The sequence below is a fragment of the Nocardioides sp. CFH 31398 genome (assembly GCF_022436705.1).
Classification (GTDB): Bacteria; Actinomycetota; Actinomycetes; order Propionibacteriales; family Nocardioidaceae; genus Nocardioides.
In genome coordinates, this window is the sequence record NZ_JAKUHT010000012.1 from 172,015 (window position 1) to 196,401 (window position 24,387).

The following is a 24,387-nucleotide window of genomic DNA, read 5'->3' on the forward strand; positions in this document are numbered from 1 at the left end:
CGGAGGTCCGGCCCCGCCTCAGGCGGGGTCGGCCAGTCGGGCCTCGACGACGATCTCGGTGAGGGAGTCGTCGACGTCGAAGACGAGGTCGCCGGTGACCCGCCCGGAGGCCCGGAGGTCGGTGGCGGCGGCCTCGGCGGCACGCACGAGGCGCTCGGGCCCGCGCACGGTGGCCAGGGACAGCTCGGCGCGCATCGAGGCCTTGGCCTGCGACTTCGCGCCCCGCATGCCCGCCAGCGCGGCGGCGGCGGCCTCCAGGACCTCCGGCGCGGCCGCGGCCGCGGAGCCGAGGTCGGTGCCCTTCGGCCACGCCTGGCGGTGGATCGAGCCCTCACGCCACCACGACCAGACCTCCTCGGTGACGTACGGCAGGAACGGCGCCAGGAGACGCAGCACCGCGTCCAGCGCCAGGGCCAGCGTGGCTCGGGCCGACTCGGTGCCGGCGGTGCCCGCGTCGCCGTCCCCGTCGCCGTACGAGCGCTCCTTGACGAGCTCCACGTAGTCGTCGCAGAACTCCCAGAAGAACCGCTCGGTGACCTCGAGGGCGGTGGTGTAGTCGTAGGCGTCGAACGCGTCGGTCGCCCGGCGGATGACGGTCTCGAGCCGGCCCAGCAGCGCGCAGTCGACGGGGTCGACGACGGCGAACGGGTCGGTGGTGGCGCCGTCCACGCGGCCGAGCACGAACTTGGAGGCGTTCAGCACCTTCATCGCCAGGCGGCGGCCGACCTTCATCTGCGACTCGTCGAACGGCGAGTCCAGACCCGGGCGGGCGGTCGCGGCGCGCCAGCGGACGGCGTCCGCGCCGAACTTGTCGAGGATCTCGGTGGGCACGACCACGTTGCCCTTCGACTTCGACATCTTCTTGCGGTCGGGGTCGACCACGAAGCCGGACACCAGCGCGTGGCTCCAGGGCGACACGCCCTGCTCGTGGTGCGCCCGGACGACGCGGCTGAACAGCCAGGTGCGGATGATGTCGTGGGCCTGGGTGCACAGGTCCATCGGGAAGACCCGCTCGAACAGGTCGGGGTCGGACTCCCAGCCGCCCGCGATCTGCGGGGTCAGCGAGGACGTCGCCCACGTGTCCATGACGTCGGGGTCGCCGATGAAGCCGCCCGGCGTGCCGCGCTGGGCCTCGTCGTACCCGCGCGGGGCGTCGGTCGAGGGGTCCACCGGCAGCTCGGCCTCGGTGGGCATCAGCGGGTGCGCGTAGTCCGGCTCGCCCTCGGCGTCGAGGGGGTACCAGACCGGGAACGGGATGCCGAAGAACCGCTGGCGGGAGATCAGCCAGTCGCCGTTGAGGCCGCCGACCCAGTTGTCGTACCGGCTCTTCATGTACGGCGGGACCCAGGTGATCTCCTCGCCCCGACCGACGAGCTCGGCGCGCAGGCCGCGGTCGCGTCCGCCGTTGCGGACGTACCACTGGCGGGTGGCGACGACCTCGAGCGGCTTGTCGCCCTTCTCGTAGAAGTTCGCCATGCGCTGGGTCGGCTTGGGGTCGCCCTCCATCTCGCCGGTCTCGCGAAGCATCGTCACGGTCTCCTCGCGGGCGGAGAAGACGGTCTTGCCCGCCACCCGCTCGTAGGCCGCCGACGCCTTCTCGGAGTCCAGCCACGCGGGGGTCTCGCGGGTGAAGCGGCCGTCGCGGCCGATGACGGTGCGCACCGGGAGGTCGAGCTCGCGCCACCAGGTGACGTCGGTCAGGTCGCCGAAGGTGCAGCACATGGCGATGCCGGCGCCCTTGTCCATCTCGGCGGCCGGGTGCGCGAGGACGGGCACCTCGACGCCGTAGACGGGGGAGGTGACGGTGGTGCCGAACAGTCCGGCGTACCGCTCGTCGTCGGGGTGCGCGATGAGGGCGACGACGCTGGCCACCAGCTCGGGGCGGGTGGTCTCGACGAACACCGGGCCCTCGCCGTCAGCGGCGTCGGGACGGCCGAAGCCGATGCGGTGGTAGGCGCCGGGGTAGTCGCGGGCCTCGAGCTCGGCCTGGGCGACGGCGGTCTGGAAGGTGACGTCCCACAGCGTGGGCGCCTCCTGCAGGTAGGCCTCGCCGCGGGCGAAGTTGCGCAGGAACGCGCGCTGGCTGGCGGTCTGCGCCTTCGGCCCGATCGTCGTGTAGTGCTGCTCCCAGTCGACCGACAGGCCGAGGGTGCGCCACAGGTCCTCGAAGACCTTCTCGTCCTCGACCACGAGCCTCTCGCAGAGCTCGACGAAGTTGGGCCGGCTGATCGGCACCTGCTTCTTCGGGTCGGGCTTCTCCGGCGGCGTGAAGTCGGGGTCGTAGGCGAGGGTGGGGTCGCAGCGGACGCCGTAGTAGTTCTGCACCCGGCGCTCGGTCGGCAGGCCGTTGTCGTCCCAGCCCATCGGGTAGAACACCGTCTTGCCGCGCATCCGCTGGTAGCGGGCGATCAGGTCGGTGTGCGTGTAGGAGAAGACGTGCCCGACGTGCAGCGACCCGCTGACGGTCGGCGGCGGGGTGTCGATGGAGTAGACCTCGGCGCGCGGGCGGGTGCGGTCGAAGGCGTAGGTGCCCTGCTCGGCCCACCGCTGCGACCAGCGCTGCTCGAGCCCCTCGAGCACGGGCTTGTCCGGTACGGCGACGCCGCGGGTGGGCGGCGTCGTCGTGGACTGCTCGGGCTCGCGTGTGGCTGTCATGGTGAGAATGCTACGCACCGGTTGACGTGTGCCGAAAATCAGTTCCCGCAGGTCGGGGGCGGTTTCTAGCCTCGTCGCATGGTCCGTTGGAGCTTCACCCGCGACCCTGCCGCCTTCCTCGACGCGGCCGGGTCCTTCCTGGCCTCCGACCCGCTGGTGGCCACCGTCGTGGCGACGGTGGCCGAGCGGTACGCCGCCCGCGCGGCCGACCCGGCGTGGACGCCCCCGGCCGAGCTGCGGTGGTTCGCGACGGCGCACGCCGGCGACGGACAGGACGACGGGGAGGTGGTCGGTGCCGCGATGCGCACGCACCCGGCCCCGCCGCACGCGCTGTTCGTGCTGCCCTGCCCGGACGACGGCGCCGTGGCCCTGGCCCGGGCGCTGCACGACCGGGGCGAGGCGCTCCACGGGCTGAACGGGACGCTGCCGGCCGTGAGGGTCGTGGGGGAGGAGGTCGCCCGGTTGTCGGGGACGCGCCTGGTGGAGGACATGGCGACGCGGATCTTCGAGGTCACCGAGGTGGTGCCCCCGCCGGCGCCGCCGGGGCGGTTGCGCCGTGGGCGGCCGGACGACGTGGACCTGTGCTCGGCGTGGTTGTCGCGGTTCGACGCCGAGGCCGACGCGCAGGCGGGCCGGGAGCCCGGACCCGTGCGGGTCGACGGCTCACGCGTCGCCGAGCGGGTCGCGGACGGGACGCTGTGGGTCTGGGAGGTCGACGGCGAGCCGGTCCACGTCTCCACCCTCGAGCCGCCCGCCCGGGGCATGTCCCGGCTCGCCCTCGTCTACACCGCGCCGGAGCACCGCGGGCGCGGGTACGCGGCGGCGGCCGTCGCGGAGCTGTCCGCGCGCCGGCTGTCCGAGGGCTCCCGGGTGTGCCTGTTCGCCGACCGCGACAACCCGACGTCCACCGCCGTCTACGAGCGCATCGGCTTCAGGGCGGTCGTCGACGCGGCCGACCTGCTCCTCGTTCCCTGAGGTGGGGGGGGGGGGGGGGGGGGGGGGGGGGGGGGGCGCCGGCCCCCGGGCCGCGGCGCCCCCCCCCCCCCCCCCCCCCACCTCGGACGCCCTCCTAGACTCGGGGTGATGTCAGAGCAGCAGGCGGCACGACCGGCCCAGACCCTCGCCGAGGCGTACGACGCGCTGCTCTCGCGCTGGCCGGAGACGCGCCTCGAGCCGTCGCTGGACCGGATCGCGGCGTTCGTCGAGCTGCTCGGCGACCCGCAGCGCGCGGCGCCCGTCGTGCACCTGACGGGCACGAACGGCAAGACCTCCACGGCGCGGATGATCGACGCCCTGCTGCGCGCCGCGGGACTGCGGACCGGACGGTTCACCAGCCCCCACGTCGAGAGCGTCACCGAGCGGATCTGCCTGGACGGCGAGCCGCTGCCTGACGAGGACTTCGTGCGGATCTTCAACGACGTCGCGCCGTACACGCACCTCGTGGACCAGCAGTCGGAGCACCCGCTGTCGTTCTTCGAGACCGTCGTCGGCATGGCGTTCGCCGCCTTCGCCGACGCGCCGGTCGACGCCGCCGTCGTCGAGGTCGGCATGGGCGGCACGTGGGACGCGACCAACGTCGCGGACGCCGACGTCGCCGTCCTGCTGCCCGTGGCGATCGACCACGTGCAGTACCTCGGCGACACCACCGTCGACATCGCGCGCGAGAAGGTCGGGATCATCAAGCCCGGCTCGCTGGTCGTCAGCGCCGTCCAGGACGAGGACGTCGCCGCGGTCGTCGCCGACCGGGTCGCCGAGGTCGGCGCACGGCTGGTCCGCGAGGGCGAGGGCTTCGGGGTCGTGGCCCGCACCCCCGCCGTGGGTGGTCAGCTGGTGACCATCGAGGGCCTCCACGCGACGTACGTCGACCTCTTCCTGCCGCTGTACGGCGAGCACCAGGCGCACAACGCCGCCGTCGCGCTCGCGGCGGTCGACGCCCTCGTCGGACGCACCGCGGACGGCGAGCCGCTGTCCGACGAGCTGGTGCGCGACGCGTTCGCGACCTTCACCTCGCCCGGCCGCCTGGAGATCGTCCGCCGCAGCCCCACGATCCTGCTCGACGCCGCCCACAACCGCGCCGGGGCCGCCGCGACCGCCGCTGCGCTCGAGGACTCGTTCGCGTTCTCGCCGCTCATCGGCGTCGCCTCCGTCATGGCCGACAAGGACGTCGAGGGCGTGCTCGCCGAGCTCGAGCCGCACCTGGCCCACCTCGTGTGCACCCAGGCGTCGACCGAGCGTGCCCTGGACGCCGAGGCGCTCGCCGTCATCGCGCGCGAGATCTACGGCGACACCCGCGTCACCGTCGCCGACCGGCTCCCCGAGGCCCTCGACCAGGCCGCGGCCCTCGCCGAGGCCGGCCAGGCGCTGGGCGAGGCGATGGGCTCGGGCGCCGTCCTGGTGACCGGCTCCGTCGTCACCGTCGGCGAGGCGCGCGCGCTGCTGGGACGGGCCCGGTGAGCGGGACGACGGCACCGGGCGAGGGCGCCGCGGGGGAGCCCGCCGAGGTCCCGCGCGCCGCCGAGCGCTCGCCGCGCCGCGGCATGTGCGCCGCGGTGCTCGGTCTGGAGGCCATCGTCCTCGGCCTCACCACGCCGGTCCTGGTCACGCTCGCCGACGTGCCCGTCGGCACCGCGCTCGCGGTCGGCCTGGGGCTCGCCCTCGTCTGCCTCCTGCTGGCGGGCGCGCTGCGCGCGCCGTGGGCGTACGGCGCCGGGTACGTCGTCCAGGCCGCCGCCATCGCCCTCGGGGTGCTCATCCCGGTCATGTTCGTGCTCGGCGCCATCTTCGGGGCGCTGTGGACCACCGCCGACCTGCTCGGCCGCAGGATCGAGCGCGAACGGGCGGCCGCCTGGGCGGCGTACGAGGCCCGCGGTGGCACCGGTTCCTGAGTCCGGCGGGCCGGGCCTCGCCGCGGCCGAGCGCCGGCTGGTCGCGCTGCTCGGACGGGCGCGTGACCCCGAGGCCGGCTTCGGGTGGCTCGACGACGCGGGACGGCTCGTCCCCGGGCGCCCGCCCGAGACCTGGATCACCGCCCGGATGACGCACGTCGCCGCCCTCGCGCACCTGCGCGGCCACGGCGACGCCGACGACCTCCTCGACCACGGTGTGCAGGCGCTGCGCACGGTCCTGCGCGACCCCGTCCACGACGGGTGGCTGCCCGCCGCGGCCGCGACGGACGCCGACAAGGAGGCCTACGTCCAGGCGTTCGTCGTCCTCGCCGGCGCCTCGGCCGCGGCGGCCGGGCACCCCGACGGCACGGTGCTGCTCGCCGACGCGCTGCGGGTCGCCGACGAGCGCTTCTGGGACCCCGAGCAGCAGATGCCGCTCGACACCTGGGACGCGACGTTCACCCACCTCGAGGACTACCGCGGCGCCAACGCGGCCATGCACACGGTCGAGGCGCTGACCGCGGCGTACGACGTCACCGGGGAGGAGCGCTGGCTGGACCGCGCGCTGGCGATCGCCACCCGGCTCGTCGACGGCGTCGGCCGGGCGCACGACTGGCGGATGCCGGAGCACTTCGACCCCGCGTGGCGGCCCCTGCTCGACCACAACGTCGACGAGCCCGCCCACCCCTTCCGCCCGTACGGCGTCACCGTCGGCCACCTGCTCGAGTGGTCACGCCTCCTGCTGGGGCTCCGCGAGGCCTCGCGAGGGCGACCCGGGGGAGCGCCGGACTGGCTGCTGCCCGCCTCGCTCGCCCTGTACGACGCCGCGGTGGCGCGCGGGTGGGACGTCGACGGGGCCAGCGGCTTCGTCTACACCACCGACTTCGACGACCGGCCCGTCGTCCGGCTGCGGATGCACTGGGTCCTCGCGGAGGCGCTGGGGGCGTCGTGGGTGCGCCACGCCGTGACCGGGGACGACGCCGCGCTGGTCGACCACCGCCGCTGGTGGGAGTGGGCCGACGAGCACCTCGTGGACCCGGCCGACGGGTCGTGGCGTCACGAGCTGGACGAGCACAACCGGCCCTCGGCGCTGGTGTGGACCGGCCGGCCCGACCTCTACCACGCGTTCCAGGCGACCGTGCTGCCCTCGCTGCCCCCCGCCGCCAGCGTCGTCGGCGGCGTCCTGGCGGCGCGGGCAACCGACTGACGATCCCGCGCGTACACGTGCCACGGGGGCCGATCCGGCCTAGAGTCCGCGGCAACGGCCCTGCAGGGCCCGCACGGGGGAGGTGCGCATGGCGAGGAGTCGACCCCTGGCGCGCCTCCGGCTCGCCCTCGCGGTGTCGCTGGCCGCCCTCGGGTCCCTCACCGGGCTGTCCCTGGCGGCCGGCCCGGCCGCGGCCGAGGTGGTCGACCCGCTGGAGCGTGTCCACACCGAGCAGGTCACCGGCGACGTGCTCACGGTCGGCAACGCCGTCCTCGTCTGCCCGGACGACCCGCAGGACGCGCGCGAGCAGTGCCTCGCCGCGAGCCGCCGCGAGAACCAGCTGAACAACAACCGCTTCGCCATGCGGTACGCCGACGTCGACTCCGACGACGAGACCTACAACTCCTCCACCGCCGAGGTGGCGCTGCCCGCCGGGGCGCGGGTGACCTACGCCCGGTTGTCGTGGGCGGGCAACCGCGAGCCCCGGCAGTGCGGGGTCGGCGACCCCGGTGACTACCCGGAGGGCTCGGCGCGGACGAACCCGGTCCGCCTCACCGTCGCCGGGGGCCCGACGCGGGAGGTCGCGCCGGGGGAGTACACCCAGGACCCCGGGTCGATCGGCTACTACAGCGCCGACGCCGTCGTCACCGGCGCGTTCGCCGACCTGCCCGTCGCCGACGCCGCCCGCGACGTCGTCGTGACCGTCGGCAACGTCTTCGCCGCCGAGGGGCGGGGGTGCTTCGGCGGGTGGTCGCTGACCCTCGTCCACACGGCCGACGCGGCCGGCTGCGACGCCCGGCGCCGCGAGGTGTTCGTGTACGACGGGCACGTGCGCCAGGGCGTCGGCGACGACCCGCAGCGGGTCCGGGTGTCCGGCTTCCGGGCCACCGGCGGTGCGGTGCGGGCCGGTGTGACGGCGTACGAGGGCGACAACGGGCAGGTGGGCGACCGGCTCCGCGTGAACGGGACCCCGCTGGAGGACCCGGCGACCGGACGGGCGGACACCTTCTTCGCCTCGACCGCACAGGGCCGGGTCGCGCCCGGCTACCCCAACACCTTCTCCGTGGACGCGAAGCGGGTCGAGGTGCCCGACGGCGTGATCGACGCCGGCGACACCGGGGCGACGCTCGAGGTGTCCACGGGCGCGGCGAGCGGCTCCGACGCCTTTCTGCTCCAGGGCCTCACCCTGTCGGTGCCGATGCCGTCGCTCTGCCTGCGGAAGACAGTGTCGCCCACGACCGCCCGGGTCGGCGACACCGTCGAGTGGACCCTCGTCGTCCGCAACCCCAGCAGCATCGACGCCACCGACGTGGAGATCACCGACCCGGGCGCCCCCGACTGCGAGGAGCCGGCCTTCGACCTGGACGCCGGGGAGTCGCGGACCGTCCGCTGCACCTCGGTCGTGACCGAGGACCTCGTGAACGTGGCCTCCGTCGCCGGCCGGGGCGGCGGGACGACGCTCAGCGCCGTGGACAGCACCGCGGTGCGGGTCGTCGACCCGTCGGTCGCGATCACCAAGACCGTCGCGCCGGCCTCGGTCGTCGACGGCGAGCAGGTGGAGTGGACCCTGCAGGCGCGCAACACGGGCGACACCCCGCTGACGGAGGTGCGCGTCGCCGACCCGCTCGTGCCGGGGTGCGCCCGCCAGGTCGGCGGGCTCGCCGTCGGGGCCTCGGACTCGTGGACCTGCCGCAGCACGGTCACCGACGACGGCAGCGGCAGCCTCACCAACACCGCGACGGTGCGCGCCGCGGCGCCGGGCGGCCCGGACGTGCGGGACGCCGACGCCGCCACCGTGGCCGTCGAGCCGGCCCCCACCGCCCCCGCCGTCGAGATCGTCAAGACCGCCGTCACCGGCCGGGTCGACCCCGGTGGGACGGCACGCTGGGACATCACGGTCACCAACACCGGCGCCGGCCCGCTGACCGACGTCACCGTCGCCGACCCCCTGGCTACCCGCTGCGACCGAACCGTCGGGACCCTCCCGGCGGGGGAGTCGCGGTCCTACCGCTGCGGCCTCGTGGTCCGCGACGACGTGCTGAACGAGGCCACCGTCACCGCGACCGGGGACGACGACACCGAGGTCACCGACACCGACACGGCGGCGGTGACGGTGCGCGACCGCCCGCCGTACACGGTGACGGTCACGCCGGAGCGCGCCCGCACCGTCCCCGGCGAGGACGTCGACCTGACCGTCGAGCTGACCAACGACGGGACGCAGCCGGTCACCGGCCTGGTCGTGACGGGCGGGGGCGCCGCGGAGGACTGCACGCGGCGGAGGCCGATCATCCTCGCGCCGGGGGACTCGCGGTCGTACGCGTGCACGGCCGCGGTCGGGGACGGCGGCGGCGACGTCCGGGCGCGGGTCTCCGCCCTCGGGGAGGTGGGCGGCTTCCCCACCCCCGCCCGGGCCGGCACCCCCGTCGAGGTCCTGGTGCCCGAGGTCGGCGTCGCGCTGGGCGTCGTCCCGCCCGCCGACGGCACGGACGGCCGGACCTCCGTGGAGGTCTCCAACACCGGCGAGACCCCGCTGCGAGCCCTGCGGCTCGGCATCGAGGGCGCCACCCTGTGCCAGCTCCCCGACGGCCCGCTGGCCGTGGACGGCTCCGTCACGCTCACGTGCGGCGCCGCCCGGGGCGACGTCACCGCGCGGGTCAGCGCGCAGCCGGCCCTGGACGGCGCCGCCGTCGGCCCGCGGGTGCGCGCCACGGCCACCGACACCACCGACAACGGGGGGATCGCCCCCATCGGCGGGGACGACGGCACCGGCACCGACCCGTACGACCCCGGCTCGCCGTACGCACCGGACGACCCGGGGTCGACCTCACCCGGGGGTCTGCTGCCCGACACCGGTGCCTCCGGCGCCATGCTGCCCGTCGCCCTCGGCGGCGCCGGCCTCGTCGCGCTGGGGCTGTGGCTGCTGCGCCGCTCGCGCCACCCCCGCAACCCCCGCCCTCGTCCGACCCCCTGAGCGTCGAGTCGGCACGTCTGCGCAGGAATCCGGGGTCGAGTCGGCACGTCTGCGCAGGATTTCGGGGTCGAGTCGGCACGTCTGCGCGGTGGGTCCTGGCTGGGTCGGCACGTGCGGGCAGCCGACTCCGGCGACCGCCCGAGCGCAGACGCGCCGACTCGACGTCTGTGGGTTGCGCAGACGTGCCGACTCGACGTCTCCGGGCTGCGCAGATGTGCCGACTCGACGTCCCAGGGCTGCGCAGATGTGCCGACTCGGCGTCTCAGAGGGCGCGGTGGGGGACCGGGTCGTAGAGGCCCGGGCGGGGGCCGGGGTCGACGTGGACGGCGTCGCCGGAGAGGCGGGAGGCGCCCACGGCCGCGGCGAGGGCGACCGCGACGTGCAGGTCCCACGCGCTGGCACCGAGGGGGCGCCCCGTGCGGACGGAGCGGACCCAGGCGGTCAGACCGATGCGGGTGGCGTCGGCGAAGCGGGCGGTGGCGTCGGCGGGTTGCGCCGAGGCGGTCCTACCCCCGCGCCGCAGCACGACCGCGGACGGCGCGTCGAGGGCGAGGGCGCCCGAGGCGCCGAGCACCTCGCACCGCAGGTCGTGACCGTCCCGGACGCCGTCGTCGACCTCGAGGCGCACGAGCGTCGAACCGCTCCGCAGCGTGAGCAGCCACGGGTCGTCGGACTCGAGACGCACCTCGGTCGGGACCTCTCCCAGCAGCCAGGTCGCGGCGTCGAGCGTCGGCAGGACCCCCGCACGCCGGTCCGCGCCGCGCTCGGTGGTCCGCAGCAGACGGACCCGTCCACCCGCGCCGTCCGCGACCGCCCGGCGGAGCGCGAGGTGGGCCGGGTCGTGACGGCGGACCATCCCGACCTGGACGCAACGTCGGCCGGTGGCCTCCTCCAGGCTGACGAGCGCGCGGACGTCGTCCGCGTCCAGGCCGCGGCTCGGCACGAGGAAGGCGGGCAGCCCCCGTTCCAGGCACGCGAACACCACCGGGACGGGGTCACCGCCCGCCACCACCACGGCGTCGAGGTCGGCCGCGACCAGCTCGTCGGGGTGCCGGGCGACCTCGGCGCCGGCGTGCTCCGCGAGCTCGGCCAGCCGCCGCGGGTCCCCGTCGTCCTGCACCAGCGTCACCCGGGCGCCGGGAACGCCCCCGGCGAGGGCCCGCAGGTGGGGGACGCCGGCCCCGGCCGCGCCCACGACACCGACCCGGAGGACGTCCGGGGGACCGGTGGTCGAACCCGCGAAGAGCGCGTCGGTGCCGACCACCGTGCTCGTCCCCATGCCCGCGCCCATCGCGTCGCCCCCGAGCCGTCTGAGTGAACGCTGTTCACCCTACGCCGGGCGGTTGCGGTGTCCGTGTCGCGGACAGGGCCGCGGCGGCCGCCAGGGCGTCCTCGGCCGAGCCCCCGGCGCCCCCCACCCCGGCGGGGACCGGTGCGCCGAGGGACCGCACCCAGGCGGTGAGCAGGATGCGCTGGGCCTCCGCGAGGTGGGCCGCGGAGACCGCGACCTCGGCCGAGCCGTCCGACCCGAGGACCTCCCACTGGGCGGCAGGAGCGTGCTCGGCGTCCGCCGCAGCGAGCCGCAGCTCCACGTCCGCGACGGGACCGTCTTGCGTCCCGATCGTGAGCAGGTGGACGTCGTCGCCGGACTCGACCCGCAGGTCCGTCACCGGCCGCCCGGACAGCCACGCGACGGTGTCGACGGCGTGCAGCAGACCCAGGTCGACGTCCGTGCCCGTCTCGACGCCGCGCAGGAGGCGCGGGCGTCCCAGGTCGCCCTCCTGGGCGTGGCGCCGCAGCTCGCGCAACCGCGGGTCGTGGCGTCGCGGGAACGACGTCCTCACGAGTCCCCCTCCGGCGGCGCGGTCGGTCTCGACGAGCCGGTGGGCGTCGGCGGCGTCGGCCACAGGCCGTGCGCACAGCACCGCCAGTCCCGCCGCCAGGGCCACAGCCACGACGTCCGAGCCCAGGGCGTCCGGGCCGACGAGCACACCGTCCAGCCCGGAGAGGTCCGTGGGCAGGTCGCGGCCCGCCGGGTGGGGGAGCCGGACGCCGGGGACCGCGTCCGCCAGCGCATCCGCCAGGGCCGCGACGTCCGGCCCCTCGCCCACGACGGCCACCACGACGTCCCCCATCGGGCCATCCTCACCCCTGGGCCCGCCCGGCGATAGGGTGCGGCGCATGTCGCAGCGCACCCTCGTCCTGCTCAAGCCCGACACCGTCCGTCGCGGGCTCGTGGGGGAGGTGGTCTCCCGCTTCGAGGCCAAGGGCCTGGGCATCGTGGCGATGGAGCTGCGGACGATCGACGGCGACCAGGCCGACCGGCACTACGCCGAGCACGTCGAGCGCGACTTCTACCCGCCGCTGCGCGCCTTCGTCACCTCCGGCCCCCTGGTCGCGATGGTCGTCGAGGGCGACGAGGCCATCGAGGTCGTCCGCGCGCTCAACGGCGCGACCGACGGCCGCAAGGCCGCCCCCGGCACCATCCGCGGCGACCTGTCGCTGTCGAACCGCGAGAACCTCGTGCACGGCTCCGACTCGCCCGAGTCCGCCGAGCGCGAGATCGGGCTCTGGTTCCCGAACCTCTGAGCCGAGGGCCAATCGCCGGTCGGGTTGGGTCGGCGCCGGTCGGGCTCGTCGAGACCTTGCTCGGCAACCCCTGGCCGGTGGTCGCTGTGGTGGTCCGGGCCGATCGTCGGCTCACCGGGTCTCGAGACGCCCGGTCGCGACCTCGTTCCTCGGTCGCGCGGGCTCCTCGACCTTCGCTCGCCACGGCCGCCCCTCCTTCGTCGGGTCGGCCTGCTCGCTCCGGCGCGCCTCCCGGGCCTGACGCTGCGGCGTTCCTAGTGTCAGGAACGGTCCCGTGCGCCCGCGGGCCGACTTCCCCACTCGAGCACCGTGCGAGGCAGCCAGAACATGCCGAACAGCTTCATCGGCCGGGACATGGCCGTGGACCTCGGGACCGCCAACACGCTGGTCTACGTCCGCGGCAAGGGCGTGCTGCTCGACGAGCCGAGCGTGGTCGCCCTCAACGACAGCACCGGGGAGATCCTCGCCGTCGGGCACGAGGCCAAGCGCATGATCGGCCGCACCCCGGACAACATCGCCGCCATCCGCCCCCTCAAGGACGGCGTCATCGCCGACTTCGAGGCGACCGAGCAGATGCTGCGCTACTTCATCCAGCAGGTGCACCGCCGCCGCTACTTCGCCAAGCCCCGCATGGTCGTCTGCGTGCCCAGCGGCATCACCGCCGTCGAGCAGCGCGCCGTCAAGGAGGCCGGCTACCAGGCGGGCGCGCGCCGGGTCTACATCGTCGAGGAGCCCATGGCCGCCGCGATCGGCGCCGGGCTGCCCGTCCACGAGGCCACCGGCAACATGGTCGTGGACGTCGGCGGCGGCACCACCGAGGTCGCCGTCATCTCCCTCGGCGGCATCGTCACCTCGCTGTCCGTGCGCACCGCCGGCGACGACCTCGACGCCTCGATCATCGCGTGGATGAAGAAGGAGTACTCGCTGCTGCTGGGCGAGCGCACCGCCGAGGAGATCAAGACGACCCTCGGCTCCGCCTTCCCGCTGCCCACCGAGCCCGAGGCCGAGATCCGCGGCCGCGACATGGTCTCCGGGCTGCCCCGCACGGTGACCGTGTCCTCCGCGGAGGTGCGCCAGGCGATGGAGGAGCCCCTCGCGGACATCGTGGACGCCGTCCGCTCGACCCTGGACTCCACGCCCCCCGAGCTCGCCGGCGACATCATGGACCGCGGCATCGTCCTCACCGGGGGAGGCGGCCTGCTGCGCGGCCTCGACGAGCGCCTGCGCCACGAGACCGGCATGCCGGTCCACGTCGCCGAGGACCCGCTGACGTCGGTGGCCCTCGGCGCCGGGCGCTGCGTGGAGGAGTTCGAGGCGCTGCAGCAGGTCCTGGTCAGCGAGCCGCGGCGGTTCGGATGAGCTCCCCCCGCCCCGGCCACCAGCGGGCCACCCGTCCCTCGCGCGGTCGCGAGAAGCGCTGGCGCGGTCTCGAGCGGCTCGAGGGGGGCCGCCCGTCCCGCGCGCTGCTCGTCGCGCTGCTGCTCGCCAGCGTCAGCCTCATCACCCTCGACCAGCAGACCGACGACGGCCCGGTCGAGGCCGGCCGCACCGCCGTCGGCGAGACGCTCGGGCCGCTGCAGGCCGGGGCCGCCGGCCTGGTGCGCCCCTTCGCCGCCGTCCCGTCGTGGCTGCGGACCCAGGACTCCCTGCGCCACGAGGTGTCGACGCTCGAGGCCGAGAACGCACGCCTGCGCAGCGAGCAGGCGACGTCCGGGCTCGACCGCAACCGCCTCGCCGAGCTCGACGGGCTCACCCGCGCCGCGGAGGACGGCGGGTTCACGCTCGTCCCCGCCCGCGTGATCGGGATGGGCCCCATGCAGTCGTTCTCGCGCACCGTCACCATCGACGCCGGCTCCCGCGCCGGGATCACCCCCGACATGACCGTGCTCGACAACGACGGCCTGGTCGGCCGCGTCCTGCGGACCACCCGGACGACGGCCACCGTGCTGCTCGTCATGGACCCGGAGTCCGTGGTCGGCGGCCGCCTCGGCGACAGCATGGAGATCGGGTTCCTCCGCGGCCGCGGCTCCATCGACGACTCCGGCGAGCTCACCCTCGACCTCGTCGACGGCACCGTCGCCCCCGGCGAGGGCGACACCGTCGTCACCTGGGGCAGCGACGGCGGGGCGCCGTACGTGCCGGGCGTGCCCATCGGGACCGTCTCCCAGGTGTGGAGCAGCCCGCGGGAGACCGCGAAGTTCGCCGTCATCGAGCCGTTCGTCGACTTCAGCTCCCTCGACCTCGTCGGCGTGGCCGTGCCCTCGGGCACCCGCAGCGACCGCGGGGTCCTCGAGGCCGACGGGAGCATCCGGTGAGCGCCCGATGAGTGCACTGCGCGCGGTCGTCGCCTTCCTGCTCGTGACCGTCGCCCTGCTGATGCAGGTCAGCGTCATGTCCCACCTCGCGTGGAACGGCGTCGTGCCCAACCTCTGCCTGCTCGTCGTCGTCGGCGCGGCCCTCGTCCGCGGCCCGGAGTTCGGCGCCGTCCTCGGCTTCGCGGCGGGCGTCGCCCTCGACCTCGCCCCGCCCGCCGACCACGTCGCCGGCCGCTGGGCGCTGGCGCTGGTCGTCGTGGGCTGGCTCGTCGGGCGCCTGCGCGCCCAGAACGGCGCCGAGGCCCGGCCCTCCGCCGGCTCCGTCGTCCTCACCGTCGCCGCGGCGTCGTTCGTGGGGTCGTCCGTCTTCGCGTTCACGGGCATGCTGCTGTCCGACCCCGCCATGGGCGTGCGCGACACCCTGGTCGTCATCGTCACCGCCCTCCTGTACGACGTCGTCGCGACGCCGTTCGTGCTGCCCGTCGTCCTCGGGGTGATGCGTCGCACGGAGACCGAGCGCAGCCGCGCGACCGTCCGCCGCGAGACCCGCCTCGAGCCGCGCCCCGGCGCCGGGGTGGGCCGGTGAGCCGCTCGGGAGGCTCCGGGGGCTCCGGGGGCTCGGCGCGACGCAGCCGGCTGCGGCTGGTCGTGGTGCAGGCCCTGGTCTTCTCCCTGTTCGCCACCCTGCTCGGGCGGCTGTACTACCTCCAGGTCCTCGACGGCGAGGAGTACCAGGCCCGCGCCGCGTCGCAGTCGGTGCGCGAGGTCGTCGTCCAGCCCCCGCGCGGTCTCATCGTCGACGCCCAGGGCCGTCCGCTCGTCGCCAACCGCACGTCGTGGACCACCTCGGTCGACCGCTCCCTGCTCGAGCGGATGACCGCCTCGCAGCAGAAGCGACTCCTGGAGCGCCTCGCCGACGCCGTCGACGTCCCGCTCAAGCGGATCCGCGCGACGCTGCTCGACTGCGGCGACCCCGGCTCCGTCGAGGGGACGTGCTGGAACGGCTCGCCCTACCAGCCGGTGCCGATCGCGTCCGACCTCGAGCCGGGGACCGCCCTGTCGCTGAAGGAGCAGGCGGAGGACTACCCCTCGGTGCTGGTCGAGAAGCAGCGCCTGCGCGCCTACCCCCAGCCGTACGGCGTCAACGCCGCGCACCTGCTCGGCTACCTGTCGCCGGTGACCGAGGACGAGCTGGACGACGCCGAGGAGGCCGGCGACCGGTCGGTCAACGGTGCCTCGTCGGTGGGCCGCGCCGGCGTCGAGAAGCAGTACGACGCGTGGCTGCGGGGGATGCCCGGCTACCGCCGGGTGGCCGTCGACTCCATGGGGCGGGTGCTCGGCGACGACGGCCGCACCCGCGCGCGGCCCGGCGACACCCTCGTCACCTCCATCGACGCCCGCGTGCAGGGCGTCGTCGAGCGCCAACTCGCGCGGACCATCGAGACCGCGCGGCAGACCGTCGACACCGTGACCGGCACGCCGTACGTCGCCGACGCGGGCGCCGCCGTCGTGCTCGAGGCCGACACCGGTCGCGTGGTCGCGATGGCCAGCCAGCCGACGTACGACCCCGACGTGTGGACCGGCGGCATCACCGCCAACCAGCTCGACCGCCTCTACTCCGAGGACGCCGGCACGCCGCTGCTGTCCCGCGCCACCCAGGGCCAGTTCGCCCCCGGGTCGACGTGGAAGCCGTTCATGACGCTCGGGGCGCTGCGCAACGGCTACTCCACCGACACCCGTCTGGACTGCTCGAGCTCGTTCGCGGTCGGCAACCGTGCCTTCAACAACTACGAGTCCGGCGCCTACGGCTACATCGGCTTCGACAAGGCGCTCGAGGTCTCCTGCAACACGTTCTTCTACCGGATCGGCTACGACTTCTGGAGCCGCCTGGGCTCCGACCCCACCGACGTCGACGCCCCCGACCCGCTGGTCAGCGAGGCGAAGGAGTTCGGCTTCGGCCGCCGCACCGGCATCGACGTGCCCGGCGAGGCCACCGGCCGCATCGCCGACCGCGCGTGGAAGCGCGAGTACTACCGCGCCCAGAAGGACTACTACTGCGAGATCGGCCAGGAGCCCGGCGAGGACTTCCTGCACCGCTTCGCCCGCGAGTTCTGCCTCGAGGGCGCCTGGTACCGCGCCGGCGACGCCGTGAACTTCTCCATCGGGCAGGGCGACACCGTCGTCACCCCGCTGCAGCTGGCCCGCGCGTACGGCGCCATCGCCAACGGCGGGCGCCTCATGGCGCCGCGGGTCGGCAAGGCCGTCGTCTCCCCGGAGGGCCGCGTCGTCCGGGAGATCGAGCCCCGCCAGAACGGCACCGTCCGGATGCCCGCGGAGTACCAGACCTACATCGACGCCGCCCTCGGCAACGTGACCTCCGTCGGCACCATGGCCTGGCGGATGGGCGGGTTCCCGCTGGACCAGGTCCCGATCCGGTCCAAGACCGGCTCGGCGGAGGTCTACGGCAAGCAGTCGACCTCCTGGGTCGCCTCGTACTCCGACGACTACGTCGTCGTGATGATGGTCAGCCAGGGCGGCACCGGCTCGGGCACCTCCGGCCCCGCGATCCGCAAGATCTGGGAGTCGCTGTACGGCGTCCGCGGCGAGGCCGTGGACCCGGGCGAGGCCGCCATCCCCGGCGTCGTCGCCCCCGACGCCCTGCCGACCTTCGCGGAGGACGGCTCGATCCTCCCGCCGCGGCCGGACACGAGCGGCACCGCGCAGACGACCGACCAGGCAGGGGCAGCGGAGTGACGATGCTGGGGGACCGCCCGGCGGCCCGACTCACCCGGACGCCCGTGCGTGGCCCGCTGGCCCGTGCGCCGCGGCTCGACTGGCTGCTGCTCGGGGCCGTCGTGACCCTCGTCGTCCTCGGCACCCTGCTCGTCTGGTCGGCCACGGTCGCCCGTGACGACCTGACCGGCGGCGACCCGCAGGCCTACCTGCGCCGCCAGCTGGTCAACATCGCCATCGGCGCCGTGCTGTTCGTGCTCGTGCTCGCCACCGACCACCGCTGGATCCGCATCCTCGCGCCGCTGGTCTACCTCGCCTCCGTGATCGGCCTGGTGCTCGTGCTCGTCATGGGCTCCACCATCAACGGCTCCCGGTCGTGGATCGACCTCGGCCCCATCTCGGTGCAGCCCAGCGAGTTCGCGAAGCTCGCCGTCGTCATCGGCATGGCCCTGCTCGTCGCCGAGCGGGCCGAGGGCTCCTGGCGCCGCGGGGTCGGCACGGTCGAGGTCGTCGGCATGCTCGTCATCGCCGGTGTGCCCGCCGCGCTGATCCTGCTCCAGCCCGACCTCGGCACCATGCTGGTCCTCGCCGCGACGGTCTTCGGGGTCATCGCCCTGTCCGGGGCGCCCCGCCGGTGGCTCGTCGGCCTCACGCTCACCGGCGTCGTCGGCGCGGCGGGGGCGGTCGCGGCCGGGGTCCTCGCCGAGTACCAGGTCGACCGCTTCCTCGCCTTCACCGACCCCGGGCTCGACCCGCGCGGCGCGGGCTACAACACCGAGCAGGCGCGCATCGCCGTCGGCAACGGCGGGCTCTTCGGCCAGGGCCTGTTCGACGGCTCCCAGACCCGCGCCGGGTTCGTCCCCGAGCAGCACACCGACTTCGTGTTCACCGTCGCCGGCGAGGAGCTCGGACTGCTGGGCGCGGGCCTGCTCATCGCCCTGCTCGGCGTCGTCGTCTGGCGCGCGCTCGTGATCGCCGCCGAGACCGACGACGTCTTCGGGCGCATCGCCGCCGGTGGCATCGCCTGCTGGTTCGGCTTCCAGGCCTTCCAGAACGTCGGCATGTGCCTCGGCATCATGCCCGTCACCGGCGTCCCGCTGCCCTTCGTGTCCTACGGCGGCTCCTCGATGTTCGCGAACCTCCTCGCCGTCGGCCTGCTCATGAACATCCACCTCCGCACCCACACCGTCGCGCCCTCCCGCTACACCGCGCCCCGCCGTACGCCGGCCCGCTGAGGCGCCGCGAGACCCGGTGAAGCGGAGCCCGCCGTAGGCTGGGCCGCTGCAGCACGCCCGTCGTCCGAGCCCCGAGAGGTCCGCCCCGTGTCACCCGAGCAGGAGCCCGCCAGCGTCTTCGAGCGTCTCGAGCCGCACCTGGAGAGCGTCAGCAAGCCGATCCAGTACGTCGGCGGCGAGCTGAACTCCGTGGTCAAGGAGTGGGGCACGACCGAGGTGCGGTGGGCCCTGATGTACCCGGACGCCTACGAGGTCGGGCTGCCGAACCAGGGCGTGCAGATCCTCTACGAGGTCCTCAACGAGCGCGACTGGATCGTCGCCGAGCGCACGTACGCCGTGTGGCCCGACATGGAGGCCGTGATGCGGGCCCAGGGGGTGCCGCAGTTCACCGTCGACGCCCACCGGCCGGTGCGCGACTTCGACGTCCTCGGCCTGAGCTTCTCCACCGAGCTCGGCTACACCAACATGCTCACCGCGCTCGACCTCGCCGGCATCCCGCTGCACGCAATCGACCGCACCGACGACGACCCGATCGTGCTCGCCGGTGGCCACGCGGCGTTCAACCCCGAGCCCGTCGCGGACTTCCTCGACGCCGCCGTGCTCGGCGACGGTGAGGAGATCGTCCTCGCGATCTCCGACGTCGTCCGCGACCACACCGCCCAGGGCCGCCCCGGTGGCCGCCTCGAGTTGCTCCGCCGCCTCGCGGTGACCGGCAACGTCTACGTCCCGCGCTTCCACGAGGTGACCTACGGCGAGGACGGCGCGCTGGCGTCCGTCGTCCCCGTGGTGGAGGGCGTGCCGGAGCGGGTCCGCAAGCACACGCTGATGGACCTGGACGCCTGGCCGTACCCGTCGAAGCCCCTGGTGCCGGTGGCCGAGACGGTCCACGAGCGCTTCAGCGTCGAGATCTTCCGCGGCTGCACCCGCGGCTGCCGCTTCTGCCAGGCCGGGATGATCACCCGCCCCGTCCGCGAGCGCAGCATCGAGACCATCGGGGCGATGGTCGAGACGGGCGTGCGCAACACGGGCTTCGACGAGGTCGGGCTGCTGAGCCTGTCGAGCGCGGACCACACCGAGATCGGTGACGTCGCCAAGGGCCTCGCCGACCGCTACGAGGACCGCAACGTCTCGCTGAGCCTGCCCAGCACCCGCGTCGACGCCTTCAACATCGCGCTGGCCAACGAGTTCTCCCGCAACGGGCGCCGTTCCGGCCTGACGTTCGCGCCCGAGGGCGGCAGCGAGCGGATGCGGAAGGTCATCAACAAGGCCGTCACCGAGGACGACCTGATCCGCACCGTCGCGGCGGCCTACTCCCACGGCTGGCGGCAGGTGAAGCTCTACTTCATGTGCGGGCTGCCCACCGAGACCGACGAGGACGTCCTCGCGATCGCCGACCTCGCCACGCGGGTCATCGACACCGGCCGGGAGGTCTCGGGCCGCAACGACATCCGCTGCACCGTCTCCATCGGCGGGTTCGTGCCCAAGCCCCACACGCCGTTCCAGTGGGCCGCCCAGCTCGACCCCGACACCACCGACGAGCGGCTGCGCAAGCTCCGCGAGGCCGTGCGCAGCCAGAAGAAGTACGCCCGCGCGATCGGCTTCCGCTACCACGACGGCAAGCCCGGCATCGTCGAGGGACTGCTGTCCCGCGGGGACCGCCGCGTCGGCCGCGTCATCGAGGAGGCCTGGCGCGACGGGGCCCGCTTCGACGGGTGGAGCGAGCACTTCTCCTACGACCGCTGGGCCGCCGCGGCCGAGCGCGGCCTGGCCGGCACCGGCGTCGACCTGGACTGGTTCACCACCCGCGAGCGCACCGAGGACGAGGTCCTGCCCTGGGACCACCTCGACTCCGGCCTCGACAAGGACTGGCTCTGGGCCGACTGGGAGGACGCACTCGACCCCGACTCGGTCGACGTCGAGGACTGCCGGTGGACCCCCTGCTACGACTGCGGCGTCTGCCCCGAGATGGGCACCGAGATCCAGGTCGGCCCCACCGGCCAGACGTTGCTGCCGCTGTCGGTCGTCTGAGGTCCGGTGGCACTGGCCGGCCCCGTCCACCCGGACGTCGCCCGCGCCTGGCCACCCCCGCCCCGGCCGTCTGGGGCGGGGCCTCCGACGCCACCTCCCTCCGCCTCGCCGAGCGGCTGGGCTCCACCGATGTCGAAGGGGTGGAGGAGCTCGGCCACCCCCAGTGGTGCGGGATCCGGCGGACTCGTCGGGACCGACGTGCAGAGGACGCCACCACGGGCCCCGACCGACCCTGACCTGAGACTTCTGCACGTTCTTCCCGACAAGCGGGCCCCAGGTCCCTACCCTTGCGCTGTGGAGGTCCCTCATCGTGCGCTGCACGGCGGCGCCGGACGGGTGACCGCCCTCGCCGCGCGGAGCAGCGGGTACACCAGCGCCCTCGCCTGCCTCGTCGAGCCCGGTGGGGCCGGACGGCCGAGCCTGCGCGTCATCACGCACCACGGGGAGGGCCGCGAGTCGCTGCTGCTGTCCGCAGCCGAGGTGCTCGCCGGACGCCGGGCGGGTCCGTCGTACGTCGGGTCGCCGCTGTTCGACGTCGCCGGCACCGTGGTCGGGGTCCTGTGCCTCGGCGGGCCGCCCGAGGGTCGCGACACCGCGGCCGACCTCGAGCCGGTCGCCGCGTTCGCTGAGGTCCTGTCCGACCAGCTCGACCTGATCCGCACCCTCGGCCCGCCGCCGGACCCGACCGCGGTGGCACGCCTGCGGGCCGCGCTCGCCGACGGTGAGGTCCAGGCGTGGTTCCAGCCGCTCGTCGACCTGGCCGACCACCGCCTCGTCGGGTTCGAGGCGCTCGCGCGGTGGACGTCCGCGGACGGCACCGTCACCTCACCGGGGGAGTTCGTCCCGCTGGCCGAGCAGAGCGGCCTGGTGGCCGACCTCGACCTGGCGGTGCTCCGGGCGGGCCTGGACCACCTCGCCCGGTGGCAGAAGACCGACCCGGACCTGCGGCTCAGCGTCAACATCTCCGGGCGCCACCTCGACCGGACGGGCTGGATGGAGGAGGTCGCCGGCTGCGTCGACGCCGCCGGGGTCGAGCCGCGCACCGTCGAGCTGGAGCTGACCGAGTCGGTCCGGCCCTCGGACGTCGTCCGCAACGCCGACGAGCTGTCCCGCGCGCGCGAGCTGGGCTTCGAGGTGTGGTTCGACGACTTCGGCACCGGCTGGGCCGAGCTGCGCCAGCTGGTCGAGCTGCCGGTGGACGGGGTCAAGGTGGACCGGTTCTTCACCGAGAAGCTGGGCGGCCGGGGCGACACGGTGGTCCGTGCGGTGCTCACCATGGCCGACGAGCTCGGCCTCGACACGGTCATCGAGGGCATCTCGACCGCCGACCACGCCGAGCGTGCCCAGGCGCTGGGCGGCCGACTGGGACAGGGGTTCTGGTGGTCGCCCGCGGTGCCCGCCGAGCAGGTCGACGCCGTCCTCGCGGGCGACAGCGACGCCTTCAGCCCAGGAGACCGCTGAACCGGTCGCCCGGACCCACCCGCAGCTGCGCGGCGGCCTCGTCGGCCGGCATCGGGCGCGCCAGGTGGTAGCCCTGCACCATGGCGCAGTCCAGCGCCCGCAGGGTCGCCAGCTGGTCGGCGCGCTCCACGCCCTCGGCGACGACGTCCAGGCCGACGGCGCGGGCGCCCTGGATGGTCAGGTGCAGCAGCTTGACGTCCTCGCTGGAGTCGATGACGAGGAACTCGGCGCCGATCTTCACGAAGTCGACGGGCAGCCGGCCGAGGGCGCGCAGGGAGCGGAAACCGGCGTCGAAGTCGGCGAGCGCGACCCGGATGCCGTCCTCGCGGGCCTCCTCCAGCCGCGCGGCGACCGCCGGCTCCGCGGCGACGACCGCGTGGTCGACCTCCAGCACCAGCTGCCGGGGGTGCAGCCCCGCCGTCACCACGGCCTCGAGCAGGTCGGGCACCACCCCGGGGCTCAGCAGCCTGCGTCGGGACACGTTCACCGCGACGGACAGCTCCTCGCCGACGTGCTCGGCGGCCCAGAGGCCCAGCTGGCCGATGGCGGTCTGCTCGACCCACCGGTCGATGTCGACGATCAGGCCCGACCGCTCGGCCGTCGGCAGGAAGGCCCCCGGCGACAGCTGGCCGTGCCCGGGCCGGTTCCAGCGCACCAGCGCCTCCCAGCCGCGCACCCGCCCGCTGTGGACGTCGAGGACCGGCTGGTAGTGCAGCTCGAGCTGCTCCTCCGCCACGGCGCGCCGCAGGTCGGCGCTCAGCGACTCCGCCTCGCGGGCCGCCGCCCGCATCTCGAGGTCGAACAGCTCGGCGCGACCGCGGCCACCCCGCTTGGCCCGGTACGCCGCCATGTCGGCCTCGTCGAGCAGGGTCACCGCGTCGGTCGTCCCGTCGAAGCACTGCGAGACCCCGACGCTCGCCCCGACGCGGGCGGTGCCCAGCGCGCCGAGCGTCACGGGCTCCGACACGGTCGCGATGAGGCGCCGCGCCAGCGCGACGGCCCTCGTGGAGTCCGGGACGTCGTGGAGCACGACGACGAACTCGTCGCCGCCGAGCCGGATGGCGGTGTCGTCGCCCCGGGTGGCGGTGCGCAGCCGGCGTGCGATCTCGACCAGCAGGAGGTCGCCGGCCCGGTGGCCGAAGGTGTCGTTGACCTTCTTGAAGCCGTCGAGGTCGATGAAGAGCACGGTGACGCTGCCGCCGGCGTGGTGCACGCGGTCCAGCGCGGCCTCCAGCAGGAGCAGGCCGCGGGCCCGGTTGGGCAGGCCGGTGAGGTGGTCGTGGGTCGCCTCGTGGGAGAGCTGGTCGCGCAGGGTGGTGCTCTCGGTGTGGGCGGCGACGATCTCGTTGAAGGCGAGCCGGAGGCGGGCGAGGACGAGGGCCACGAGGACAGCGGTGCCGAGGACCACCGGCCACACCGTCAGGCGGGCGCCCAGCAGCACCTGGACGGCGAGGCACCAGGTGCCGCTGGTCGCGGCGAGGCCCAGGGCCGTCATCCGCCGCGACCCGAGGACGGCCGACCTCGGTCGGACGGGCTCGGTCATGTCGAGCATGCGGGGGTGCAGCGCCGAGGCGCCCCACAACAGGTACGAGGCCAGGTAGGCCACGTCGGGCAGGACGGGCTCGGCGACCCCCGTGTACATCCGCAGCGACAGGGAGAGCACGTCGCCGACGACGACGAGGGCGATCGCCCCGGCGAGCGCGCGCATCGGCAGGTGCCAGCTGCCGGGGCTGGTGGCGATCCGGACCAGGCCGCCGAGCAGGAGCAGGTCGCCGACGACGTAGGCGAGCTCGACCACGGTCTCGCCGGTCGAGAACGCGTCGGACCGCAGCACGGGCCCGCCCAGCAGCACCCAGAACGCGAGGGTCAGGGCCACGGCGAGCATCGCGGCGTCCAGGAGACCGGCCAGGTCCGTGCCCCGGACCCGCACCCGCGCCAGCAGCGCGAGACCGGCGGCCAGCGGCGCGTACCCGACGACGAACAGCGTGTCGGAGGCCGCGACCGCCCCGAGGAACAGCAGCGCGTCGGCGGCGACCCACAGCCCGAGACCGACCGCGAAGGCCCACCACGGTGCCGGGTGCCGGGGCTGGTTGAGGTGGGTCCCGACGACGATGCCGAGCACGCCGAGGGCGCCGGTCGCGACATACGCGGCGTCCGCGGCCGGCCCGGGCAGGAGCAGTGCCGCGGCCGCGACCAGGCCGCCGCCTACGACCAGGCTGCGCCACCAGAGCGGGGGAACGGCGCCGAGACCGATGGGTCGGCCCACCGGGCCGGTGCCCGGGCTCGACCAGGGGAGGCTCGGCATGGT

General features: G+C 74.8%; 17 protein-coding genes. 13 read left to right on the forward strand and 4 right to left on the reverse strand.

Annotated elements, in window-relative coordinates; all coding sequences use genetic code 11:
• Positions 1–18: 18 nt before the first annotated feature.
• Entirely contained in the window at positions 19–2,655 is a 2,637-nt protein-coding gene (gene valS / locus MJ876_RS11900; RefSeq protein ID WP_240236498.1) for a valine--tRNA ligase, read from the reverse strand.
• Positions 2,656–2,733: 78 nt separating this feature from the next.
• Between valS and MJ876_RS11905 the strand changes: the two genes are divergently transcribed.
• The 5 genes from MJ876_RS11905 to MJ876_RS11925 all read left to right on the forward strand — a co-directional run bounded on the left by MJ876_RS11905 (position 2,734) and on the right by MJ876_RS11925 (position 9,718).
• The gene (locus MJ876_RS11905; protein WP_240236499.1) at positions 2,734–3,630 is read left to right on the forward strand and encodes a GNAT family N-acetyltransferase; all 897 of its coding nucleotides are present in this window, start codon (positions 2,734–2,736) and stop codon (positions 3,628–3,630) included.
• Between the two features lie 108 nt (positions 3,631–3,738).
• Positions 3,739–5,109 carry a folylpolyglutamate synthase/dihydrofolate synthase family protein gene (locus MJ876_RS11910; protein ID WP_240236500.1) on the forward strand — a complete coding sequence of 457 codons (1,371 nt, stop codon included), beginning with the start codon at positions 3,739–3,741 and terminating at the stop codon, positions 5,107–5,109.
• Complete coding sequence (locus tag MJ876_RS11915) at positions 5,106–5,540, forward strand: DUF4233 domain-containing protein (RefSeq protein ID WP_240236501.1); 435 nt, start codon at positions 5,106–5,108, stop codon at positions 5,538–5,540. Before MJ876_RS11910 ends, MJ876_RS11915 begins: the two co-directional genes overlap by 4 nt.
• Positions 5,524–6,747: an AGE family epimerase/isomerase gene (locus MJ876_RS11920; protein WP_240236502.1), complete on the forward strand. Its 1,224-nt coding sequence runs from the start codon at positions 5,524–5,526 to the stop codon at positions 6,745–6,747. Before MJ876_RS11915 ends, MJ876_RS11920 begins: the two co-directional genes overlap by 17 nt.
• Before the next feature lie 88 nt (positions 6,748–6,835).
• Entirely contained in the window at positions 6,836–9,718 is a 2,883-nt protein-coding gene (locus tag MJ876_RS11925) for an LPXTG cell wall anchor domain-containing protein (RefSeq protein WP_240236503.1), read from the forward strand.
• A 262-nt stretch (positions 9,719–9,980) separates the two neighbouring features.
• Here MJ876_RS11925 and MJ876_RS11930 read toward each other — a convergent pair whose 3' ends face one another.
• Both MJ876_RS11930 and MJ876_RS11935 read right to left on the reverse strand, forming a co-directional pair.
• Complete coding sequence (locus MJ876_RS11930; RefSeq protein WP_240236504.1) at positions 9,981–10,997, reverse strand: Gfo/Idh/MocA family protein; 1,017 nt, start codon at positions 10,995–10,997, stop codon at positions 9,981–9,983.
• A 46-nt stretch (positions 10,998–11,043) separates the two neighbouring features.
• Positions 11,044–11,853 (reverse strand): hypothetical protein, encoded by an 810-nt coding sequence (locus MJ876_RS11935; protein ID WP_240236505.1) that lies wholly within the window; start codon positions 11,851–11,853, stop codon positions 11,044–11,046.
• Between the two features lie 46 nt (positions 11,854–11,899).
• Between MJ876_RS11935 and ndk the strand changes: the two genes are divergently transcribed.
• The 8 genes from ndk to MJ876_RS11975 all read left to right on the forward strand — a co-directional run bounded on the left by ndk (position 11,900) and on the right by MJ876_RS11975 (position 22,079).
• On the forward strand, positions 11,900–12,307 hold the full coding sequence (ndk, locus tag MJ876_RS11940; RefSeq protein WP_240236506.1) for a nucleoside-diphosphate kinase: 408 nt from the start codon (positions 11,900–11,902) through the stop codon (positions 12,305–12,307).
• Positions 12,308–12,634: 327 nt separating this feature from the next.
• Positions 12,635–13,666, forward strand: coding sequence for a rod shape-determining protein (locus MJ876_RS11945; RefSeq protein WP_240236652.1), 1,032 nt, complete (start codon positions 12,635–12,637; stop codon positions 13,664–13,666).
• Positions 13,663–14,622, forward strand: a complete 960-nt coding sequence (mreC, locus tag MJ876_RS11950; protein WP_240236507.1) for a rod shape-determining protein MreC — start codon at positions 13,663–13,665, stop codon at positions 14,620–14,622. Before MJ876_RS11945 ends, mreC begins: the two co-directional genes overlap by 4 nt.
• Positions 14,623–14,629: 7 nt before the next feature.
• The gene (gene mreD / locus MJ876_RS11955; protein ID WP_240236508.1) at positions 14,630–15,208 is read left to right on the forward strand and encodes a rod shape-determining protein MreD; all 579 of its coding nucleotides are present in this window, start codon (positions 14,630–14,632) and stop codon (positions 15,206–15,208) included.
• Positions 15,205–17,376, forward strand: a complete 2,172-nt coding sequence (mrdA, locus tag MJ876_RS11960) for a penicillin-binding protein 2 (protein ID WP_240236509.1) — start codon at positions 15,205–15,207, stop codon at positions 17,374–17,376. Before mreD ends, mrdA begins: the two co-directional genes overlap by 4 nt.
• Positions 17,377–17,378: 2 nt before the next feature.
• On the forward strand, positions 17,379–18,590 hold the full coding sequence (gene rodA / locus MJ876_RS11965; protein WP_240236653.1) for a rod shape-determining protein RodA: 1,212 nt from the start codon (positions 17,379–17,381) through the stop codon (positions 18,588–18,590).
• An 87-nt stretch (positions 18,591–18,677) separates the two neighbouring features.
• A complete protein-coding gene (locus MJ876_RS11970) occupies positions 18,678–20,618 on the forward strand; it encodes a TIGR03960 family B12-binding radical SAM protein (RefSeq protein WP_240236510.1) in 1,941 nt (646 codons plus the stop codon).
• A 294-nt stretch (positions 20,619–20,912) separates the two neighbouring features.
• A complete protein-coding gene (locus MJ876_RS11975; protein ID WP_240236511.1) occupies positions 20,913–22,079 on the forward strand; it encodes an EAL domain-containing protein in 1,167 nt (388 codons plus the stop codon).
• Here the strand turns inward: MJ876_RS11975 and MJ876_RS11980 are convergent.
• A complete protein-coding gene (locus MJ876_RS11980) occupies positions 22,060–24,384 on the reverse strand; it encodes a bifunctional diguanylate cyclase/phosphodiesterase (protein ID WP_240236512.1) in 2,325 nt (774 codons plus the stop codon). The genes MJ876_RS11975 and MJ876_RS11980 overlap by 20 nt on opposite strands.
• Between the last annotated feature and the right edge of the window lie 3 nt (positions 24,385–24,387).

Bases quoted from the DNA above. Each gene is read 5' to 3' on its own strand.
- valS (WP_240236498.1), bottom strand. From the start codon at position 2,655: ATGACAGCCACACGCGAGCCCGAGCAGTCCACGACGACGCCGCCCACC.
- MJ876_RS11905 (WP_240236499.1), top strand. From the start codon at position 2,734: ATGGTCCGTTGGAGCTTCACCCGCGACCCTGCCGCCTTCCTCGACGCG.
- MJ876_RS11910 (WP_240236500.1), top strand. From the start codon at position 3,739: ATGTCAGAGCAGCAGGCGGCACGACCGGCCCAGACCCTCGCCGAGGCG.
- MJ876_RS11925 (WP_240236503.1), top strand. From the start codon at position 6,836: ATGGCGAGGAGTCGACCCCTGGCGCGCCTCCGGCTCGCCCTCGCGGTG.
- MJ876_RS11930 (WP_240236504.1), bottom strand. From the start codon at position 10,997: ATGGGGACGAGCACGGTGGTCGGCACCGACGCGCTCTTCGCGGGTTCG.
- MJ876_RS11935 (WP_240236505.1), bottom strand. From the start codon at position 11,853: ATGGGGGACGTCGTGGTGGCCGTCGTGGGCGAGGGGCCGGACGTCGCG.
- ndk (WP_240236506.1), top strand. From the start codon at position 11,900: ATGTCGCAGCGCACCCTCGTCCTGCTCAAGCCCGACACCGTCCGTCGC.
- MJ876_RS11945 (WP_240236652.1), top strand. From the start codon at position 12,635: ATGCCGAACAGCTTCATCGGCCGGGACATGGCCGTGGACCTCGGGACC.
- mreC (WP_240236507.1), top strand. From the start codon at position 13,663: ATGAGCTCCCCCCGCCCCGGCCACCAGCGGGCCACCCGTCCCTCGCGC.
- mreD (WP_240236508.1), top strand. From the start codon at position 14,630: ATGAGTGCACTGCGCGCGGTCGTCGCCTTCCTGCTCGTGACCGTCGCC.
- rodA (WP_240236653.1), top strand. From the start codon at position 17,379: ATGCTGGGGGACCGCCCGGCGGCCCGACTCACCCGGACGCCCGTGCGT.
- MJ876_RS11980 (WP_240236512.1), bottom strand. From the start codon at position 24,384: ATGCCGAGCCTCCCCTGGTCGAGCCCGGGCACCGGCCCGGTGGGCCGA.